The 19,582-nt window shown below is 53.9% G+C and carries 16 protein-coding genes; 8 read left to right on the plus strand and 8 right to left on the minus strand.

The window, feature by feature from the left end:
• Window position 1: 1 nt before the first annotated feature.
• Window positions 2–1,420, minus strand: coding sequence for a toll/interleukin-1 receptor domain-containing protein (locus OHL22_RS13970; protein ID WP_263338438.1), 1,419 nt, complete (start codon window positions 1,418–1,420; stop codon window positions 2–4).
• Window positions 1,421–1,516: 96 nt separating this feature from the next.
• Between OHL22_RS13970 and OHL22_RS13975 the strand changes: the two genes are divergently transcribed.
• Both OHL22_RS13975 and OHL22_RS13980 read left to right on the plus strand, forming a co-directional pair.
• Window positions 1,517–1,729, plus strand: a complete 213-nt coding sequence (locus OHL22_RS13975; protein WP_263338441.1) for a ribbon-helix-helix domain-containing protein — start codon at window positions 1,517–1,519, stop codon at window positions 1,727–1,729.
• A gap of 181 nt (window positions 1,730–1,910) precedes the next feature.
• Window positions 1,911–2,231 (plus strand): helix-turn-helix domain-containing protein, encoded by a 321-nt coding sequence (locus OHL22_RS13980; protein WP_263338443.1) that lies wholly within the window; start codon window positions 1,911–1,913, stop codon window positions 2,229–2,231.
• Window positions 2,232–2,266: 35 nt separating this feature from the next.
• Here the strand turns inward: OHL22_RS13980 and OHL22_RS13985 are convergent, their stop codons facing one another.
• The gene (locus OHL22_RS13985) at window positions 2,267–2,533 is read right to left on the minus strand and encodes a helix-turn-helix domain-containing protein (protein ID WP_263338445.1); all 267 of its coding nucleotides are present in this window, start codon (window positions 2,531–2,533) and stop codon (window positions 2,267–2,269) included.
• Between the two features lie 393 nt (window positions 2,534–2,926).
• On the opposite strand from OHL22_RS13985, the gene OHL22_RS13990 reads away from it, so the two are divergent.
• The 6 genes from OHL22_RS13990 (at window position 2,927) to OHL22_RS14015 (ending at window position 13,671) form a co-directional block, all read left to right on the plus strand.
• Window positions 2,927–3,121: a hypothetical protein gene (locus tag OHL22_RS13990; protein WP_263338447.1), complete on the plus strand. Its 195-nt coding sequence runs from the start codon at window positions 2,927–2,929 to the stop codon at window positions 3,119–3,121.
• Between the two features lie 130 nt (window positions 3,122–3,251).
• The gene (locus OHL22_RS13995; protein WP_263338449.1) at window positions 3,252–3,584 is read left to right on the plus strand and encodes a helix-turn-helix domain-containing protein; all 333 of its coding nucleotides are present in this window, start codon (window positions 3,252–3,254) and stop codon (window positions 3,582–3,584) included.
• Window positions 3,585–3,967: 383 nt separating this feature from the next.
• On the plus strand, window positions 3,968–4,705 hold the full coding sequence (locus OHL22_RS14000) for a response regulator transcription factor (protein ID WP_263338450.1): 738 nt from the start codon (window positions 3,968–3,970) through the stop codon (window positions 4,703–4,705).
• Between the two features lie 351 nt (window positions 4,706–5,056).
• Window positions 5,057–8,026 carry an RNA polymerase sigma factor gene (locus tag OHL22_RS14005; protein WP_263338452.1) on the plus strand — a complete coding sequence of 990 codons (2,970 nt, stop codon included), beginning with the start codon at window positions 5,057–5,059 and terminating at the stop codon, window positions 8,024–8,026.
• Between the two features lie 45 nt (window positions 8,027–8,071).
• On the plus strand, window positions 8,072–11,251 hold the full coding sequence (locus tag OHL22_RS14010) for a TonB-dependent receptor (RefSeq protein WP_263338453.1): 3,180 nt from the start codon (window positions 8,072–8,074) through the stop codon (window positions 11,249–11,251).
• Window positions 11,252–11,349: 98 nt separating this feature from the next.
• Window positions 11,350–13,671 (plus strand): hypothetical protein, encoded by a 2,322-nt coding sequence (locus OHL22_RS14015; RefSeq protein ID WP_263338455.1) that lies wholly within the window; start codon window positions 11,350–11,352, stop codon window positions 13,669–13,671.
• 83 nt (window positions 13,672–13,754) lie between these two features.
• Here OHL22_RS14015 and OHL22_RS14020 read toward each other — a convergent pair whose 3' ends face one another.
• The 6 genes from OHL22_RS14020 to OHL22_RS14040 all read right to left on the minus strand — a co-directional run bounded on the left by OHL22_RS14020 (window position 13,755) and on the right by OHL22_RS14040 (window position 19,341).
• Entirely contained in the window at window positions 13,755–13,904 is a 150-nt protein-coding gene (locus OHL22_RS14020; RefSeq protein WP_263338457.1) for a hypothetical protein, read from the minus strand.
• Window positions 13,905–14,002: 98 nt separating this feature from the next.
• Window positions 14,003–14,152 carry a hypothetical protein gene (locus OHL22_RS14025; RefSeq protein WP_263338458.1) on the minus strand — a complete coding sequence of 50 codons (150 nt, stop codon included), beginning with the start codon at window positions 14,150–14,152 and terminating at the stop codon, window positions 14,003–14,005.
• Window positions 14,153–14,244: 92 nt separating this feature from the next.
• Complete coding sequence (locus OHL22_RS14030; RefSeq protein WP_263338459.1) at window positions 14,245–16,131, minus strand: asparagine synthetase B family protein; 1,887 nt, start codon at window positions 16,129–16,131, stop codon at window positions 14,245–14,247.
• Entirely contained in the window at window positions 16,131–16,511 is a 381-nt protein-coding gene (locus OHL22_RS25080) for a lasso peptide biosynthesis B2 protein (protein ID WP_377819292.1), read from the minus strand. The genes OHL22_RS14030 and OHL22_RS25080 overlap by 1 nt, the downstream gene beginning before the upstream one ends.
• Complete coding sequence (locus tag OHL22_RS14035) at window positions 16,511–18,562, minus strand: prolyl oligopeptidase family serine peptidase (RefSeq protein WP_263338462.1); 2,052 nt, start codon at window positions 18,560–18,562, stop codon at window positions 16,511–16,513. Before OHL22_RS14035 ends, OHL22_RS25080 begins: the two co-directional genes overlap by 1 nt.
• The gene (locus tag OHL22_RS14040; RefSeq protein WP_263338465.1) at window positions 18,559–19,341 is read right to left on the minus strand and encodes an aminoglycoside phosphotransferase family protein; all 783 of its coding nucleotides are present in this window, start codon (window positions 19,339–19,341) and stop codon (window positions 18,559–18,561) included. Before OHL22_RS14040 ends, OHL22_RS14035 begins: the two co-directional genes overlap by 4 nt.
• Between the last annotated feature and the right edge of the window lie 241 nt (window positions 19,342–19,582).

The following is a 19,582-nucleotide window of genomic DNA, read 5'->3' on the forward strand; positions in this document are numbered from 1 at the left end:
GCTATACAGCCTCCTGCTCATCTTCGAAGACGTCATCCTCGTCTTCGTCGCGACCGTAGTCGACAGGTTCTTCAACATCAGCGGAAGGCACAAGATCCTGCGGATCGGTGTAGGCCACGGGGCTCGTAAAGAGGCAAGGCTTCGAAGAAACCTCAGCAAAGCGGTTGCTCCCCAGAGGCACCCGTATCAGACCGTCTTCGTCGGCAAGCTGTGCCATTGCGGCAAGCATTCGATCGCGCCACGTGTCGTTCCACCAATCCTTGCATTGACTTCGGCGAGCAGCAGCCAAGCGTTTCTTGCTCTCCCAAAGGCTCGAACCGTCGTTGCTGAACAGAACATGGGGCTTGATGATGTAAGCCAAGGGAAAGATCGGATGAACAAGGGGACGGGATTGCACTCCGAAGTGCCAGTATCGCTTCTTTGTTTCACCTGTCGTCGGATTCTTGCGCGTGCTGTATCCGACCATCGAGCGATATGTCTTTTGCCCTTGAGTCCCTGTGAAGAAGGCCTTATCCAACGGGATATGATCCTTCCTGAAATAGAGGCTCTTTGCCTTGTTGGCGAGCTCGTAGATCGGAAACAGGTGTTCTGCGATCATTTGTTCCCACGCCATTCGCAGAAGCCGAAAGAGACTTTTCCCAAAGTCGGTCTCCTCGCGTAGCTTGGTCACTTCAAATGGCTTCGACTCTTCTGCGATGTAGATGCCGGACCCAAGCCTGCCTTCGAAGTCGGACGCGTCGGCAAACGTCACCAAGGAAATTCCATCTTGGAATGCGGGGTAGGGGAGATCTTCCGTTGCCTCAACTTTGCCGATGCCGTGTCGGCTGAGTGAGTGGAAATAGACCTCCGATGGAAGCTGAACTATCGGGAACCAATTGGACCAGAGCTCTTCCTCTTCGCTCCGAATGCCAGCTGAAGCGCTGAACTGTGTCCGCCACCATTGGTTGACTGCGGACCGATCGAACGATGATGATTTCGGAACACCATCCAGTTCCAGCTTCTCGAGGAGGGTGGCTAACCCCGATGCCCAAGACCTCTCAAATGACACCGAGTTGACTCTCGTCAGTTCAATCGTGACGTCTCCATACGGCAGATCATCGATGTGCAGAGGAATGATGAAGTCTTTAAGCTGCTCCCTGCGAGCCAGTGATTGCGCCAGATGCAGCTCTCTGAGTGGGCCATCCTTGGTATTTGAGGTACGGGAGAGGACATAAAGCACCTTGGCCGCCCGCTGGCGGATAACCGCCTCAATGTCGTCCCAGAAGACCTCGCCCCCCAGCAATTTAGTGAGGTCGCACCAGACCCTATATCCCTCATTGGCAAGCTGAAGCGCCAGCCACAACGTGAACTCGTTATCTTCGGGGTTGGCATGACTCAGCAAGAGCGTGTCCCGCTGTGCATGCGCTAGAGCTGTTGCCACCGCACACCTGAACTTTCTGTACGAGGTCGTTTTGATCTTCAATTGAATATTACACCATTATGGTGTAAAGTGGTGCATGAATCAGCGCGGAGCACAATGCCGTCCTCAAAGCACAGAAAAGGCGGAGTCGTTTCAGCTGCCGGTGGAACGGCGGTTCGCGCTTCGGTGAGCTTCCCTCCCGACTTGTATCAACTGCTCGAAGACATCGCCCACCACAAGAAGGTCTCTCTGGCCTGGGTGATCCGTGAAGCGGCAGAGCGGTACGCGGCGGTCGAACGATTGCCGGTAAATCTGGCGGAGAAGCCCTGACACAACCAGCTGCATCATCGCGGCGGCTCGGAACATGGATCGATCACACACCCCGCTCAGTCGAGGTCCGTATACTAAACACATCAAAAGGGTAAAGAGCTATTTGGGGGCAGGTCGCCGGTCGTCGAGTAGCCAATTGGCCACTGACCAATTGGCTACATCCAGACATGATGCTGGGTAGATGGCTCAAAGTCCGAAAACTACGATCGCTCCACTGGACTCTCTGCGAGCCATTATCCGCGACAAACGTAAAGGCCTCGAACTCACCCAGGAGCAGCTTAGTTTTCTCACCGGATACGACCGCACGTACATTAACAGGGTGGAAAGAGGCAAACGTAACCCGTCCTTCACAGCAATCCTGAACATTTGCAGCGTGCTTCGCCTTACGCCATCGGCGACAATGCGGGCGATTGAGGCAGAGGCAGGGTTCGAGTTCATTTCCGAACAGCAGCTGGCGATAGGCCTTCTCAAGCGAAAGCGTGTTGCCAAGTTCAAGAGATAATCGTGACCGCCTAGCCTCGTGGGCGCCTAGCCGCTTCAAGATGGGAAAAAGTAACTTACAGGTTTGCTGTAAATCTGCGCCAATTCCAGCAGTTCCGTCACGTCTATCGTGCGCTGGCCACTCTCGCACTTGGTCATAAAGTTCGGTGAGCGACCCATCATGCTGGAGACCTGATGTTGCGTCAAACCCTTCTTCTCGCGCGCAGCGATGAGTCGTTCCAAAAGCGTGTCGTAGGCCCCTTGGAACTTGGCCGTCCTCGCTTTGCGTGATTTTCGAGTCTCTGCGGGCTTGGCTTTCTTCACAGATGACAGTTTTGCCAACCCACGTTAAAGTACCTAATAAGGACTACCCGCGTGGGAGCGTCTGTCGACCAAACGGCAATTCCTTGCTTCGAAAAAGCCATGTCGAGAAAATGTAGACAATTGGCGACTCTGACTGGTAAACATACTTGCATGCGCCACTTCGTTCCGAGCGGGGGCGAAGTGATTTGCTACTACCTGTCGTGACGATCCGAATTCCAGGGCTTCCGGGGAGTGAAGCGCCGGGCTTCTCCATCGTCTCAAGGTTCAAAGGGGGTTCGGCATTCCCGAACCCTCTTCTTTGACATCCTCTTTGGTGCCTTGCGCTCAGTATGCGCGCGCCAACTTGTGCCCTTCTCCACACGGGAATAATGAATCCACGTTAGAATCAGGCGCATGGATCTGGCGAAGCTGCTGCTCGAAATTGACAATGAGATCGACCGGCTCAGGCAAGTCCGTGAGCTCCTGGCCGGAAACAGCCCCTCGCAACCGGCCACGCGGCGAAAGAAGCGCACCCTGAGTCCGGAGGCCCGCGCCAGAATTGCGGAGGCGCAGCGGCGCAGATGGTCAAAGGCGAAGTCTGGACTCTGACCTGCCATTCGAAGATAGGGCTTAGCGATTCGATGAGCGACTCCGCATAGAATCTAACTCGCTGAATCGATTGCGATTCTGTGGGACAATTGTCCCAGCACAATTGTCCCCGCCCGGCCATGCTTGATCTATGGCTCAGGGCGAACGACAAACGATCACCCCGCAAGATGCGGTTCGGGCTGTGATCATCAAGGGAAGGAATCGACTGGGCCTGTCCCGAGATCAACTGGCATTCCTCGCCGGCTACGACCAATCCTCGATCAGAAAAATCGAGAATGGAACCCGCAATGCCTCCCTGGCCGCGATTTTCAATCTCTTCGGAGTCCTTGGCCTAAGTCCGTCGACCGTTATGAAGCGGATCGAAAGGGAGGCTGGCTTTGAGATCATGCCTCGGACTCGTATTCAACAGATTCTCGAAGCAGAAGGCAATCGCCGGCGCCCAAAGAAATACCGCGACCGTTAGTCCTGAGACAATTGTCCCATCGGCCGGCCCACCGCAAAAGCGCTAATCTGGTCACAGCCGGTACCCAGTGCCAAATTTTCGGGGCGCGACTGCCTCGCTTTTCATACGACTTCCAGTCACCGCTCTTAGTCCTGCCCCAAACGTCTTTGATTGAAACGCATGGTTATCACGGACTCCGGGAACTGAGAGGATAACGGCGTGTGCACAAGTGAAAAATCTTTGAAAAGCGCCACCGAAGTGTGTCTCAGATTCTGGCAATACTGGCATACTTGAAGCGTAGTATTTTGCCAGTTGCGGATATAATCCGACTACAGGCAACGCGCATTGCATCGGCTATCCCGCTCGATCCTGACCCAGACTGCGACTCCCCCGCACGGAGTTCTATGAAATCGCTGCTTCTCGTCGATGACGAGTTGGAGATGAGTGTCGAAATTAAGCGAAAGCTTGAAAGGGCCAAATTCCACGTTGAGCTGGCCCGAGACGTTGAGTCAGCCCAGGATCTGGTAGATAAGACCCATTTCGATCTGATCATCCTCGACCTCAACCTGAAAGAGGAAAACGAGGGGAGTCCTAACCCTGCTCACGGGACCGGGCTAGTGCGGCAGTTTCGCGCCGCCGGCATCAATGTGCCGATACTCGTCCACTCCGTGATGTCAGGTGAGTTTCACATGACCGCATCGCTCGATGCAGGAGCCGACGAATACATCATCAAGCGCGGCGAATCCTTCCGGGTGCTTTTGGCTCGTATTCAAGCCCATTTCCGACGAGATGAGCGACTACTTGGGACAAAATCGCCCACGACGCGGTGGGTCGCGACGAATCAGATCAAGGTGGACCGCCAGGAGAGGCAGCTGGCAGTTGGCACTACTTTCATCGAATTGAGCGTGCAGCAGACGAAGATCATGGCCGCCCTCGCAGCGAGTCCGTCAAAGATCTTCACTTCCGAAGAGTTGCTCGCGATCGCATGGGGGAAGGACGTACGGCGCGAAACATCCGCGCTCGATACGATTCTCTATCGCCTTCGCCAAAAGTTCGAAAAGGCAAATGTCCAGGACCTGATTGAGAATGTCCGGGGACAGGGCTACCGGCTGGCGGTGACCAGCGTGGCAGCGGCCCAGTAACAGCCTTCAGTAACCGATTCCAATTCTCCTCCTGGTGCAAGCCTGGTTGCTCCGGATCATCCGCGCTTTCAAGACCGGTGCGCCCTCTCCTAAGGCTCGGCATTCCATCCTCACCTGACGCGGACTCCTGCTCACCCGAGCAGACGAAATAGATCTTTCCTTGAGGCTGAGCACTGCTTCGAGTTGCAAAGTTCACGATCTTGCAGAACTGTCGCTTCTTGCGGAGCCAGAGAGGACGGACGCGAGCAACCTACGTGTGAGTACACAGTGTTCGCAAAACATCAGAAAACGCGTTCCAATCCGTAGATGAAGGTAAAGGGGACAATCTTGGGCTCACACAAGATTCATCGAGTGGAACGAGCGGCGGATCGAGAAAAGGTCTTTCTCGATCAGTATGAATGGCTGTTCCGCCGCGCCCTTCGACTTTCTCGCGGTGAGCGTACAGAAGCGGAGGACCTGGTTCACGATTGCTATGTCCGATTTGTCCAGGCGTCCTCCGACATTCAGTTGGACGACGAAGACCGCTTGCGAGGCTACCTTCACCGGACACTTCAACATTTGGCGCATTCAAACTACGAGAGCAAGGGGCGCGATGCCTTCAGCAGCCTTGAAGTGGTGGACTACGACTCGGCGGAGTTTGCCCTCACATCCGTGGACCGCTCAAACCTTCTCTATATTCGTAGCGATCTCGCGGGAATCTGCGACTACTGTTGTCTACGCCGCAAGACATCTCGTGCGGGGAGTGTTCTAATATTCCGATTCTTTCTCAACTACTATCCATCCGAGATCGTACGCCTGCTGAAGATTTCAAGTGCTGCCGTCTACAAGCTGACCGAAACAGGGAGACTCGAAGCGAAGGCGTTCCTCACACGCCCAGAGGGGCTCCACTTTCTCGGGTCTAACGCCCGCCCCTCAAGCTCATTCTCGCGGCGTTTTCTTCCCGAGTCACCGACCGCTCTTTTCGCCGAGCTAAAGCGGCGCATTTTCGCCGAGCCGGAAGGCGCCTGTTTCGCTCCGGGCCGTCTCGAGCAACTCTATGCTTCAGACTCTCAAGAACAGTTGACGACTCGGGACGTCGCCCACCTGGCGAGCTGTCGCACATGTCTTGAAAGGGCAAACCACTTGCTTCGACTACTAGGCCTTCCTCCATGGTTCTCGGATTTCAACGATCCTAATGACGGTGAACCACCACGGTCTTCAGGTGCCAAGCAGGAACCGTTGACCCGAATGCGGAAAAAGGCACGGGACGTCCATGAACACCGTCCGAGGAATCTCGAGCTGGTGATTGACGGCGAGGTCTATAGCGCCCAGCAAATTACCTCGGCGAAGAGCCACTTCCAAATCAAGCTCAACTCGTCGTCAATACCGCGGTTTATTGAGGTGAGAAGCGAACAGAGAGTTCGTCTATTGTGCCTGGATGTTCAGAACTACGACGCGGCCGAAGTCATTCAACTCGAAGCTGAAGCCGCTCTGAGTGATGATCGAGTTCTCTCCCTCGAACTCGATCTTGGAGGTGGAGTGCCGATCGTAGATGTGAGCTATTACGATCCGATTCTCGAACCCCTCAATGACGATTGGGCGCATGAAGACGAGTTGCGCCCGCCGGTCTACCCCAAGACACATACGTCAGCAACGCCTACTCGAGAGCCCGCGCTGGTACGGAGAGTCAGATCGATACTCTCTTCGTGGTTCGCGAGGTCTGATTCTAGTTGGCCCCTGAGTGTGCTTGGTGCTACTACCGTAGTCGGTCTGATCGCGTTCGGGGCTCTTTGGATCAGCCAACCTGAACACAAATCTCCTGTTCAACCTCAGGCGATAGAACTTCTCGCTGAGTCTCAACGTAAAGCGGACAGCGCGATCCCTCTCAGGGGAGCCGCTCATCGAACGTTCTCTCTTGAGATTCGCTCACAAGATGGTAGCGTCATCGAGTCGGGCACGATCGACACACTCCACAGCAATTCCCCCAAGCGCAGCGCCGCCCGATACCACGACGCTCATGGGAACCTTCTCGCGGGCCGTTGGGAGGATTCTTCGGGAAGCGTAACCACCTACTCAAGGAAAACTGGTATTCACCGTCCTTCTGGCGAAACCACCCAACTTACTTCGTCCAACGCATGGACACATGTTCCCGAAGCCAAAGACTTCGAGGAACTGAGTGCCGATGCGAAAGACCTGCGCGTCAAACGCGACACGAACGCCTTCGACATCACATTTGAGAATCATGACATCGCGAATCGGAGTACGGCTCTCGTCTCAGCTGACCTAGTGCTCACTGCCGACTCCATGCGCCCGGTTCGCGAAACGCTCCTCCTACGCGACGGAGACATGACACTTCAGTATCAGTTCCGTGAATTGAGATACGAGGTGCTCCCCTCCAACAGAGTGGTTGATCGTGATTTCGAGCCGGCCCCTTCGATATTGGAGAGCAGTGCCACGAGTCCTCACGATCCACAGAGATCCGGTGGAGACTCAGCGCACCTCGCTCTCGAAGCGCTGCAGCTCCTCGACAATCTTGGATCGCACGTGGAGCAGATTGTCAATCTGGAGCGCAAGCCGGATGGGACAATTACATTGAATGGAGTCTTTCCGACTTCATCCCAGAAATCTTCGGTCGAGCATATTTTCGAAGCGCTTCACGGAGGCCAGAAACTCCGACTCTCCCTTCACGCGAGCGATGAGCCTACAAGCGCAGCAGCCACATCCCGTCCGATAAGTATCGAATCGCTGGCACCTGTCGATCTTGGGTCACAGCGAATTCCATTTGATCCGGAGCTTCGCACAGGGCTAACGGCTGAAGGGTTCGTGGGCACCCAGCTCGATGACCGCGTTCGCGTAGTCGCAAGCAGTATTGCCACTCGCGGCGCTCAACTCCATCGCGAAGCGTGGTCAATCTGTCAAATCGCGGCTACTGATTTCACGTCCGATGAGCTTCGACAGATGGCGCCGCAAGACCAGATGCTCTGGCTGACGCTGCTAGACAAACATCTCCAAAGCTTCGAGCAGCAGAACGCGCTCCTTCGCTCAGATCTCACTCATGTGCAACAAGACCCCAATGCACGTTCGCCCGCAACGCCGATCGCGATCTCACCGTTGCCCAACCCTGACGAACTAGGTAGAGCCACAGTTCTCCTTAACCACAACACAGAAAGGCTGGACCGTCTGCTCACGGCCGGCTTTACGCTATCGCCATCCGGACTCCCCGCGAACGTCAACCTTGCTACCGTCACGCAATTGACATCCAATCTCGAAACCGAAGAGCGGTCGCTTCGTGAAACCATCGAGCGCCTCTATCTGTCGGAGAGAGCTGACGTCAAAGAGTAACGAACAGCACCCTTCAGTTTCGGCTGTGAAAGCCTCAGGAGATTTATGTCTTACATTGCAGCGCTTGTGCGTAAATTTCTTTCCGGGATGTTTGCAGCCGCGTTTTGCTTGGGAGCTCCAAACTTTTCCTATGCAGACGCCAACTCCGCTACTCTCACTATTACAATCTCGGACCCTTCCGGCGCCGTCATCCCTGACGCATCCGCGACCCTTCGCAACAGCGATACCAACCAACAACAGATGTCCGCAAGCAGTAAGACCGGAAATGCGGATTTTCCCTTCTTGAAACCGGGGCGTTATACCCTCACGGTATCCAAGAACGGATTCTCGGATGTCACTGTCGCAAACATCCTCCTGAACGTCGGAGACGACAAGCACATTCAACTCGTGCTCAAGGTCGGGAGCGCAAGCCAAAATGTCACTGTCGATGCCAGCGGCCTCAACATCAATACAACGGATGCTTCAGTCAGTACGGTCATCGATAGAAATTTTGTAGAGAACATTCCACTAAACGGCAGGAGCTTCCAAAGCCTGATGACCTTGGCTCCTGGTGTTTCTCAGATCCCACCTCCGTCGACGGAATCAACCGGAAGTATTATTGGCATGACCGGTGAAATAGTCGTAAACGGCCAACGCACTGAATCAAACTACTTCACGGTCGACGGAGTAAGCGCTAATACAGGTGTTTCCCCAATCAGTTTTGGGACTGGTGCTGGCGCATCAGGCGCAGTAGCAGGTGAGACCGCACTTGGTACAACTCAAAGCCTAGTATCCATCGACGATCTTCAGGAATTTCGTGCGACAACATCGACATACTCAGCGGAATTCGGTCGCACGCCTGGAGGCCAGTTTTCATTCAGTACACGATCAGGTACAAACGACTGGCACGGGACTTTATTTGACTATCTCCGAAATGATGCACTGGATGCCAGCAACTGGTTTAACGACTATTATGGCTACCCAAAAGGGAAGGAGCGCCAAAACGATTTTGGTGGGACAGTCGGCGGCCCGCTAGTGATTCCCGGAGCGTACAACGGACAGAATAGGAGCTTTTTCTTCTTCTCTTACGAGGGTCTTCGCCTAGACGCGCCGCAAGCAGCGACTGCAATTTCTGTTCCCGACAGCAATCTCCGACAACAATCCACAGCACCCATTCAGCCGCTTCTCAATGCATTTCCGGTCGCTAATGGAGGCGAGGATGGTCTTAGCGACGGCCTTGCATACTATATTGAAGCCATATCTTATCCAGCACACCTGAACAACACCAGTATCCGACTTGACCAGAATTTGGGCGACCACTTCAAGATATTTGGTCGGTTCGCAGCCACCCCCTCCGATACTACTTCTTATAGCGCGGCCATCAAACAGGTGCAAAGCGCGAGCAATGATGCGGCCACGCTTGGCCTAACAAGTCTTGTCTCGGCCCGGCAAGCCAATGAACTCCGGTTTAACTTCACCAAGGCAGATGGCAGCTATGCTGCGACTTCTACCAGTCTAGGCGGAGCAGTGCCCTTGGCTCTCTCGAACCTTCCGGGACCAAATGGGAATGGGTTCCCGAGTGATGGGTCTGAATTGGTTGCGCTTTTTGAATTCGGCGGAGAGCCCACATTCGAACTCGAGAACATTCCTTCCCGCCAGCATCAATTTAACATTACTGACACGCATACAATCTCCTTAGGGAAACACGCTCTCAAATTTGGTCTTGATTGGCGTCTTCTTTCGACAACATTGACCCCTATCAACCCGGAAGCGGAATATGTCTTCAGTTCAGAGCCGCAGATACTAGCGAGCACAACAGCTGTAACCGTCGTTCAGCAACAGGCACCCACTGCTGTCAAGCCGGTCTATACAGCGTTCTCGACTTTTGTTCAGGATGAATGGAAGGTAAGTAGCAGGCTATCTACCTCGCTCGGTTTACGCTGGGATATTAATCCGGCCCCTCACAGCTCCGAAGGGCCCTCCCCGTACACTCTGAACCAGATCACGGATCTTTTGACAGCCGAACTTGCGCCTGAAGGCACACCTCTCTGGCACACGGACTGGCTGGGGTTTGCGCCTCGGGTTGGAGTAGCTTACCAACTTCACCAGGACCCAAATCGGGCAACCGTATTGCGCGCGGGCTTCGGAATCTTCTATGACATGGGTAATACCCAAGGCTCCGAAGGTTATCAAGGAATAGGTATTAGGTCGCTGACGAGACTCTCTTCCGCGAGCTTTCCTTTGACCTCGTCGCAACTGCAGGTCCCTCCGGCAAGTGCAGCAGCACCTTATACCAGCACTGTCTTTGCATTCGATCCCAACCTGAGACTTCCGTACTCACTCCAGTACAATCTCGGCGTCGAGCAAGCGCTCGGCAAGCAACAGAGCGTTACCTTTAACTATGTAGGCTCAGGAGGCCGCAAACTCCTCACGCTGTTCTCCTCACTTCCAGGCCGTGTCGGAAATCCAAACTTTGCTTCAAGCGGAGAGCTAGAGTTGACTCAGGGAAGGGCCTCTTCAAATTACAACTCACTCCAAATTAAATATCAACGCGCTCTCATTCACGGATTACAGGGCTTAGCATCCTATACCTGGTCGCATTCGATCGACGACGATTCGAGTAATTTTGCCGTGTATGAGCTTCTTCGTTCGAGCTCAGATTTTGATATTCGTCATAATTTGCAGGCGGCATTAACTTACGATGTTCCCATAATCCAAACCAGTCGCCTTCAGCGCGCGCTCCTCAGTGAATGGGGTCTAGATCTCCGCCTTCAGGCGAGGTCGAGCCTCCCAGTAAACGTTACCGGTTCTTTGACCATAGATCCAAGCAGCGGCGACTACATGACATTTCAGCCCAACTATGTTTCTGGACAGCCTCTTTACATCTACGGGGAACGATACCCCGGGAAACGTGTGATTAACTATAGTGCGTTCCAAACTGCAGCCGCAGATACGAACGGCGACCTCCCGCGAAACGTCGTCAATGGCTTGGATGCCGTTCAATTAGATGCTGCGCTTCACCGGGAGTTTCTCCTTGAAAAAGGTGTTAGCCTTCAGTTCAAAGCGGAGGCATTCAATGCCTTTAATCACCCCATTTTCGGCGCGATCTACAACTCGCTTAACGATGGACCGAATGAGTTTGGCTATGCGTACAGCACACTAAACAGTTTCCTTGGAGGACTAAACCCTCTTTACCAAGTAGGCGGCCCGCGGTCGCTTCAGCTATCCCTCAAGCTCCTATTCTGACTCGATCTATGTCGGTCCCAATCATTGGTGCGAGCTGGCACCGTTGCTGAGACGATGCCGAATCGCGGTCCCACCGTAATTCACTAAAGGATGTATGGATGAAGGGCTTATCAAGTATATTGTGCGTGCTCGCGCTGATTTCATGGAACAACAGCCACCTGCTTGGTCAGCGCAGAGGCCTTAATGTGCGAGATGATATCGACCTGGTTACGTTCGGTGACCTTTACGGCGAAGGGGCATCGCCAGTGTTGGTGTCACCTGATGACGAGTTCGTTGTTATCCAATCGGAATATGGATCACTTGACGACGATCGACTTCACGACGAACTGCGCGTTTACGACATGTCGCAATTGGGCGATTATGTGGACGGTGCGGGAGATCGGGCACCCCTGCCGATTTGGACCATTCACGAAGCTACCTACAAAGACGGCGGTGAAAGCACCTTAGTACAACATATTCGATGGTTGAGTGACTCCAGTGGGTTTGCGTATCTGCTAAAGAACTCCAGCGGTCATATGGAATTGCGTATTGCAGAGCTTAGTTCACGTTCCGTGGTCGCGCTTACGCCCTCTGAACAAGACGTCACTGCTTATGACATTCGAAGCCCGGACCATTATGCATTCACCGTAACCTCCGAAGCGGGCGATGTGCACAGAGATAGCGATGCAGAAGCAGAAACAGTGCTCGGAGCATCCGACACCCTATATGACGCTGTGTTTTCTCCACAGATGATGCCGGTTGACCGAAGCGAGTTGTGGGCTGCAGTTGGCGGCAAGGCATCGCCTATATTCGACACGGCAACTGGGCGCGTTGTTGCAGTCTATCCTGAGGGGAGAGATAACCTAACGTTGTCGCCTGACGGTCGCACACTACTCATCGCGCTCCCTGTCCCAGAAATTCCGAGGGCATGGGAGACAAGATATCTTCCACCATATCGAGAGTTCCCTACTCCCATTGTCTCAGGCGAGCAAAATCTACTCAGCAATCGGGGGTACTCATTTGTCAGCGAATACGCGGCCATCGATCTAAAGAGAGGCATAGTTACGCTGCTGACGGATGGACCCACTGCACTGCGAGCGGGATGGTGGGCGAACTTCGCGCCTCCTGCTTGGTCGAGCGATGGGCAATGGATCATCCTACCGGGTGCCTTTGTTCCGAACGGGTCGAACGACGATACGCCCCCTTGCGTGGCCGTCAGAGAATTGTCCGCGAAAGGCTCACTACAATGTGTCGTTCCCTTGAAGCGCAATCTGTCTCATGGGTTTGAACCCGAATATAAGAGGATTCTGAGCGTAAAGTTTGAACCTGGACGTAACGATCGCATTGACATTTCCTACTTGGCGTTCGAAGGCACTGCGGCACGGGATGGCTTTATGACGTATCAGAAAGACGCAACTGGGAACTGGAGAGTGGAATCAGACGCACCGATTCCGCACTCGGCTTCATCTTTACGAATCGAAGTCAAGATGGGTTTTGACGAACCACCAACCCTTGTGGGCGAGGACACAAAAACAGGGATCACGAAGGTAATATGGGATCCCAATCCGCAGCTTCGAGATATCGCACTGGGGAAAGTTTCGCCGTACAGGTGGAATGACGAAACGGGCAGGGCCTGGTCTGCTCTCCTATACACACCAATCAACTACGTGGTGGGAAAGCGATATCCGCTCGTGATACAAAATCATGGTTTTGACGAGCGCCGGTTCTCACCCAGTGGGGGATTTCCGAGTGCGTTCGTCGCGCAAGAACTCGCCGGGGCGGGAATCATGGTTCTTCAGATGCGCGACTGCGCCGGGCGAGGAACCCCGCAAGAGCTCCCATGTAACGTGATGGGCTATGAATCCGCAGTTGCTCAGCTTAGCCACTCCGGACTTGTTGACCCCCAGAACGTCGGCATTATCGGCTTCAGTCGAACAGTGTCCTACGTCTTGGCTGCGTTATCAACGAGTACACTCCACTTCAAGGCAGCGTCCGTATACGATGGCATCAACCTAGGGTACTTTCAGCAAGTGGCGAACATGGGTGCCACTGCCTGGGAAGATCAAATCTCATCAATGATTGGTGCTCTTCCGTACGGTCCAGGCCTCTACGATTGGATCGCTCGGTCTCCAGAATTCAACTTGGACAAGGTGACGACTCCTACCCGCATAGTGGCCCGAGGAGCTTTGGGTAGCATAGCCATGTGGGAACCCTACGCTCTGCTGCGCGAGATGGGCCGGCCGGTGGAGTTCTTGCAGCTTCAAACGAACGAACATGTGATTACCGATCCCGCCATTCGGCTTGCAGCGCAGGGAGGTAATGTCGATTGGTTCCGCTACTGGCTACAAGGCTATGAGGATCCAGACCCGACGAAAGCGGAAGAATATCGGCGATGGAGGGACATTCGCAAAGCGAGTGCGAATAGGACACCGTCTCAATAGGCGATCGTAGTCAACTGTACCTCGACGCCCTGAAAGACAATCAACCGCCTGGCCCTCGTTTGGGCTGATGTAGCGCGCCAGGTCTATTCATCGACGTCATAAGAACCGCCGCTGCTGAGGGGGTTAGAGCATGATACATCACCTTCAGGCGAAGCGAGGCCCTTGTTGCCGAGTCCCCGGATCAAAGCCGTAGCTGAGATAAGCTGCTGGGCCGATGGTTTCATATATTTCATCTCTCACTCCGTGGTCGAAACGATGAAAGTTCAGACAAGCGGCTATGCGAGTGAGCATCCACTCGAGGCCTGCCCACCCACATATCACGCGCTCCTCGTTACTCATCGAGGTCGTAGGAGCCGCCGGTGCTCTGCGGATTGGATGCCTTGGTATCGGTATCCGGATCCGCGGAGCCTTTGTGGCCTACTTGCTGAATCGCTGCCGAAGCAGACGATAACGCAAGAACGGTTGGCTTGCTGTAGTTCATCGTTTTTCTCCTTTCCTTAGGATTGTTGTACCTCTGGCTAACATGTCAGAGCTTCAGTCGCAATACGCGCAGCTTTAGCTTTTGCGTAGGCATCAGGGTGGAACCTTCATATCCAGTAGCCCTCGGTCAACTTGATCCCGAAGCCATTGCTCGATGCTTATAGCTAACAAAGTGTGAGAACTCGGCGTCGTCGGACCATGACCAGAATTGCCGAGTTCATCGAGCAAGTGCCCCGCATCAATCAGGATCCCATCCGACAGCCAATGCGTGTCGAACATTTGGTGAAGATAGGGCATCTGGTCGCGAAGTTCCGCAAGGGGACTTCGACTGCCGAACCATTTGGTCTTACGGAACAATACCTGGTGCGGAACAAGATCCTTCAAAGACCGTCGCATAAGGGATCGGCGTAGATTCGGACTGACAATCTGGTTTCTTGGCACAGCCGCGACAAATTCAAAAACGTCCCTGTCTAGATACGGATAGCGACGCTCGAACTCACCTGTCAGCGGAGGATCCGTGCATGCTAGTTGACTTGCAATGCTATAACGAACGCCTTCCGCATTTGCTTGGGTCGGCCCGAGCTTATTCCAGTTTGTGAAATGAGAAATTATCTTCCGCGAATTCGGGGGCGAGAGTCTTACCCATCTGCAGTGATCTGTGGACCCGCTGACTAAGGCAGAGGGGTTGTACCGCGACATGAGGAGCCCGAATGCTTCGCGAAGCAATCTATATACAGTCTTTTTTCTCGAGACGCTCCACGCAATCAAGGCGCGACAAAACAACCCAATCTTTCCTTCTACGAGATATTCCGCCAGTTCAGGGGCTTCGTACTGTACACCTCCCAGCAGCTCGTCACCACCTAAGCCGGAGAGCACGACTCTAGAACCCGATCTCTCCAACACCTCTTGGATTGCTCGGCTCCATGCCAGCGACCTCATAAAGTAACCTGGTGCGGCGAGGAAATGCTCCTTCGGGAGAGGAGCGAGCGCCCGATTGGTCAATTGCTGGAATACCTTGTCCATGGAGATGTGATCTCCAGTGCGACCTCGATATTGTTCAATGACCGAGAAGAAAGGACGCTCGTCCCCGCTAGGCTCATCCAAGTTGTAATACGACAGCGTTTCGATGGCCGGCCCAACTTCAGCACGTCGAATGTCATCGGCGATGCAAACGATGGAACTGGAGTCGACGCCCCCGCTAAGCTCCGCCGTGATGATTCCATCAGCGCGAATGCGCCGGCAGACAGACCTTCTCAGTACCGCTCGGAACTCCTCTTCGTAACCCTCATCAGATGAGTGGCGAATGATTGCATTGGGATTGATTGACCAATAGCGAGCCTCTTCGATTTGTCCTCCCAGACGAAAGATCAGAAAGTGTGCCGGAGTAACTCCACGAATCTCACGGTAAGGGGTTGTTCCCAAAGGAGGTCGTGTATGGAAACAGCCAGAGAAATAATCGAGATTGAGATGCAACTTGGCCGGCGCCAACAGAACCAGGGGCTCAGGGACAGTACACCATGAGACCCCGTCATCGTCTACCCGATAGAAGAGCCGTCGCACACCTATATAGTCGTTCGCAAGAATCAATTGTTTTCTGTCGTCATCCCATAACGCAATCGCCCAATCACCGAGGAGCCGTGAAAAACACTTTGTACCCCACTCTCTGTATGCCGCTGACACCAGCTCTACATCGGTTGGGATTCTCTCGAATTTCTCGGAGACCGTCTCCCGAATTTCATCTCGATTATCGAGGCGGCCGTCCCATGTGAGAGTGCTTCCTGGACGATCCAAGGGCTGGCTCTCGAAGCGCGACTCCGGAGTACTATGGAGTGCCCTGTAGGCCATACCAAGATTGGAGCGATTTATACTCCCACCGCCATCCGGTCCAATTGTCCGGATGCCCTCCGCTAACGCCACGAGGTCAGACTCGTGAACAACGTTACGAGGATCAAATTTGAAGATACCCGCCAATGCGCTCATCAACATACCTCCATCACGAGGAACGTCTCACGCAATGCGAGTCGATCATTAATAATCTTGCCCTCTACCTCGACCCAAGCATGCGCTCTGAAGGGTAGCTTCTGAGCACCGATGACTAGTAGGGCCGGAACTCCGTGTCTCCGAAGCATTTTCACTAGCACCGCAGAGCGTTGTAGGCACATCGCCCGTTTAGGATAAAAAGCGCACGCAAGGTCGACCAAATAGCTCATGTGTTCGATGGAAATGCTCTGTCGCCTTCGTGACCGTAGCGGGTATCGTTTTATAGCCCCGTGCAATGCCGCCAGGCCATTCTTAGACAAGAACAGATCATGTCCAATAAGCCTAGCGTACGCTTCGAGAAAAAGAAGGAGGTCTCTCATCAACCGATTTCCCTTCGTGGGACCATGCCGAGTTCTGCAATCAAAAAAGTCAGGCGGGCAGTGAGTGCCCGAATTCGCTCCGTCAGGGGAAGCACAGGTTTGTGCCCACGATTCTCGGAGTAATCGAGCAGCACAGGGCGCTCTGATGATGGGGATTGATGCAACCGAGCAATCATCTTGCGCGCATGCAGCGAATCACAGCGTTTGTCGCGGTCGCCGGATATGATCAGCACCGCAGGATAATTGACAGTGTCGACAACCCGATGATAGGGAGATAATTCGTAGAGAGCGGCGAATTCTTCCGGATCATCAGGCGATCCAAACTCCCTAACGAATCCACGAGCCACTCCGAAGAGATGAAAGCGAACCAAATCTGCCAACGGCCCAAGGGCCATGGCTGCACGAAATAGAGCCGGCCTCTGAGTTACAGCGCAGAGGGCTAACAGGGCACCATCGCTCTGACCAGCTATTCCGAGATGATCGGAAGCCGTGTAATTGTTTTGCATCAGCCATTCCGCCGCAGCAATCAAATCGTTGACCGATGTCTGCTTATGTTGTTTCTGTGCGGCCAGATGCCATTGTCGCCCGCCCTCTCCGCCTCCGCGGACATGAGCGATTGCGCAGGAGAATCCAGCTTCAATGAGGATGGTTAGTAGAGCGCTGAACTTTGGAGTGTTGTTTACACCGGCAGCACCGTATGCGCTTAGAAGCGTCGGCCGAGGACCTAAACACCCGGACGGACGAATGAGCGTGATTGGGATATTGACTCCATCCACCGAAGGATACGATCGCTCCTCAACATCTGGTTCTGTCAATGTGGGCAGGATAGACTGACGCCACCATAGAGAACTCGCACCTGTCTTTAGGTCGATTGCATAAATCGATGGAGGAGCCGTGATATCGCTATGTGAATAAAATAATCGTCCATGAAGCGTATCAAGTTGGCCTAGCCTGGACGTGCCGCTTGGTGGGTAATGAATCTCCCGCTGAAACTCGCCAGTCGCCGAATATAGACGGGTCGTCATTTCGCAGCCGTCCAGATAGTGTGCTACGAGGGAGTCATTCCAGTGTTCAAACGCGTGGAGGTGTTTCCGAGACTGCGGTACGAGATCGTCCCAAGCCTTAGGTTCAGGTCTCTCAAGACTAATAGATACAATTCTCCCGAGCGGTGCGTCGTGTGTTGTCATCGCTTCCAGCGAGTCTTTTCTGAGGCAGGCGCTGAAGCTTCTGCCTTCAAGATCAACGAGCTTTCGAGGAGGCTGGCAAAAGGGAGCCTCGTGAAAAAAGAAGCGAGTCTGGGACGCCGATTCCAGGGATACCACCGTGTACCCCAGCGAACAACCGTTTTCAGATCCCTGTATGATCAGTCGAAGTGAGGGGCCATCTCCCGCATAAAAAACCTCACTGTCCGAGACTGAAGCTTCTCCCAAACGATGATGTCTGGCGGCACGACGGGTCTGATATACCCCCTCGATTTCTTCGTGGACGTAATGAAAGCCGCTCCCGTCATTGTCAAATACCAGACCTCGGTAGAAACCCCGTGGGAGCGAATCTGGCAAGAGCAGTCCGTTGTCCAGGTCGTAGAAAGCAATTTCCTGAACATCTTCTCCCCCAATTCGAAGGGCAAATGCGAGATAGCGGCCGTCTGGAGAGACTTGGAGGATTGCGAGGGACGTGTTTGAGTCCCGGCCAAGGATCTCGTTCGTTAGGAGAAGTGTCTCCATTCCACCGTCATTGCGATGATAGAGTGCCTTTTGCTCTTCATCTGCTCTGCGCCTAAGATAGAGCAGCCCGCCATGTCTGTCAGATATTGGGAGATCAATAACCTCTACCGACAGCAATTCCATCACGCGTTCCTCGATTGAAGACCGGAGCTGATCGTGACCGTGGAGGTACTTGCGATATGCTTCCTGTTCACTACGAATAAATGCACGCGTAGCGAGAGAGTCCTGTTCCTCGAGCCAGCGGAAAGTGTCTTCCACTTCGATCCCATGCAATACCTCGTACACGGCCTCGGGCCGATAAGAAGAGGGGTCCAACATTGCGCTCATGCGGCCACCTCCGACGCCTTTGCTAGCTCCCACTTCGTCCGCCGCAGCATCGACCGCAAGAGAGGCCACGCAAGAGTGGGATCTGGCCGGTTGCGATTTGCCGCCCAAGCGACGAGACCGTAGAGGAATGCTGCGATGGAAGGAGCGACTGAGATCGTCTTTTCCAGAAGCGCGGTCGCTGTGTGCATTCTCCAATAGTCGGCATAGAATCGGCGCAGTGCGCTATGGCTATCGGCAACAAGCGGACTCGATCGGGCGAGATCCGCCAATAGATGCTCCGCGGACATGAAGGGGTGACCGATGTAGGTCTCAGCCCAATCTAGAAAGACCGGCCCCCCAGGCGCGGCAATGACGTTTCCGTGCCCAATGTCCCCATGTACCAATGTCTCCGGTATGCCAGCACTCGTTAACTCTTGAAGGGCCGACCGCACATCATCTTGCAGACTCTCTAGCTCTACACACGTCAGAGGCTTAGGAATGGTCACTTCTTGCGCGAGCATGGCCTGCTGTGCGTCCTCAAAGAAGAGCTCCAATAAGGACGCTATTCGCTGGCATGTCCAATCCTTTGCACCCAGGATTGACCAGGAGCACGTATCGACGGCGAGCTCTTTTTGCATCGTGGCAAGAGCAGCTAAAGCCTGTTCGCACTGCCGCACATCATTCGACTCGTTCAATGGAACTCCTTGAACACCCTGCATGAGCCAGCCATTCCATTCGGGGATAGTCGCTAACGTTTTCGGCAAATACTGAGGAAAGCGCCGTGTCAGTTCCGCAGTCAAGGCGTACTCATGTGTGTTGGGATGTCCCACCGCTTTGAACCATTTGCTGCTCCCACCACCGAACGCAAACGAGAGAAGGCAAAAGTTGATTCCTTGGTTCATATGGCGGAAATGCGGAGAGAGGTTACGCCAATTCCTGTAACCAAGAATCGCAAATAATTCATTGATCCATCCCAAACGAGCAAATCGTCCCAACTCAGTGGCCTCCCCGTGCATTATTTGGCGCACCATTGTTCGTTCT

Origin of the sequence: Acidicapsa dinghuensis, from assembly GCF_025685685.1 — a bacterium.
Lineage (GTDB): Bacteria > Acidobacteriota > Terriglobia > Terriglobales > Acidobacteriaceae > Acidicapsa > Acidicapsa dinghuensis.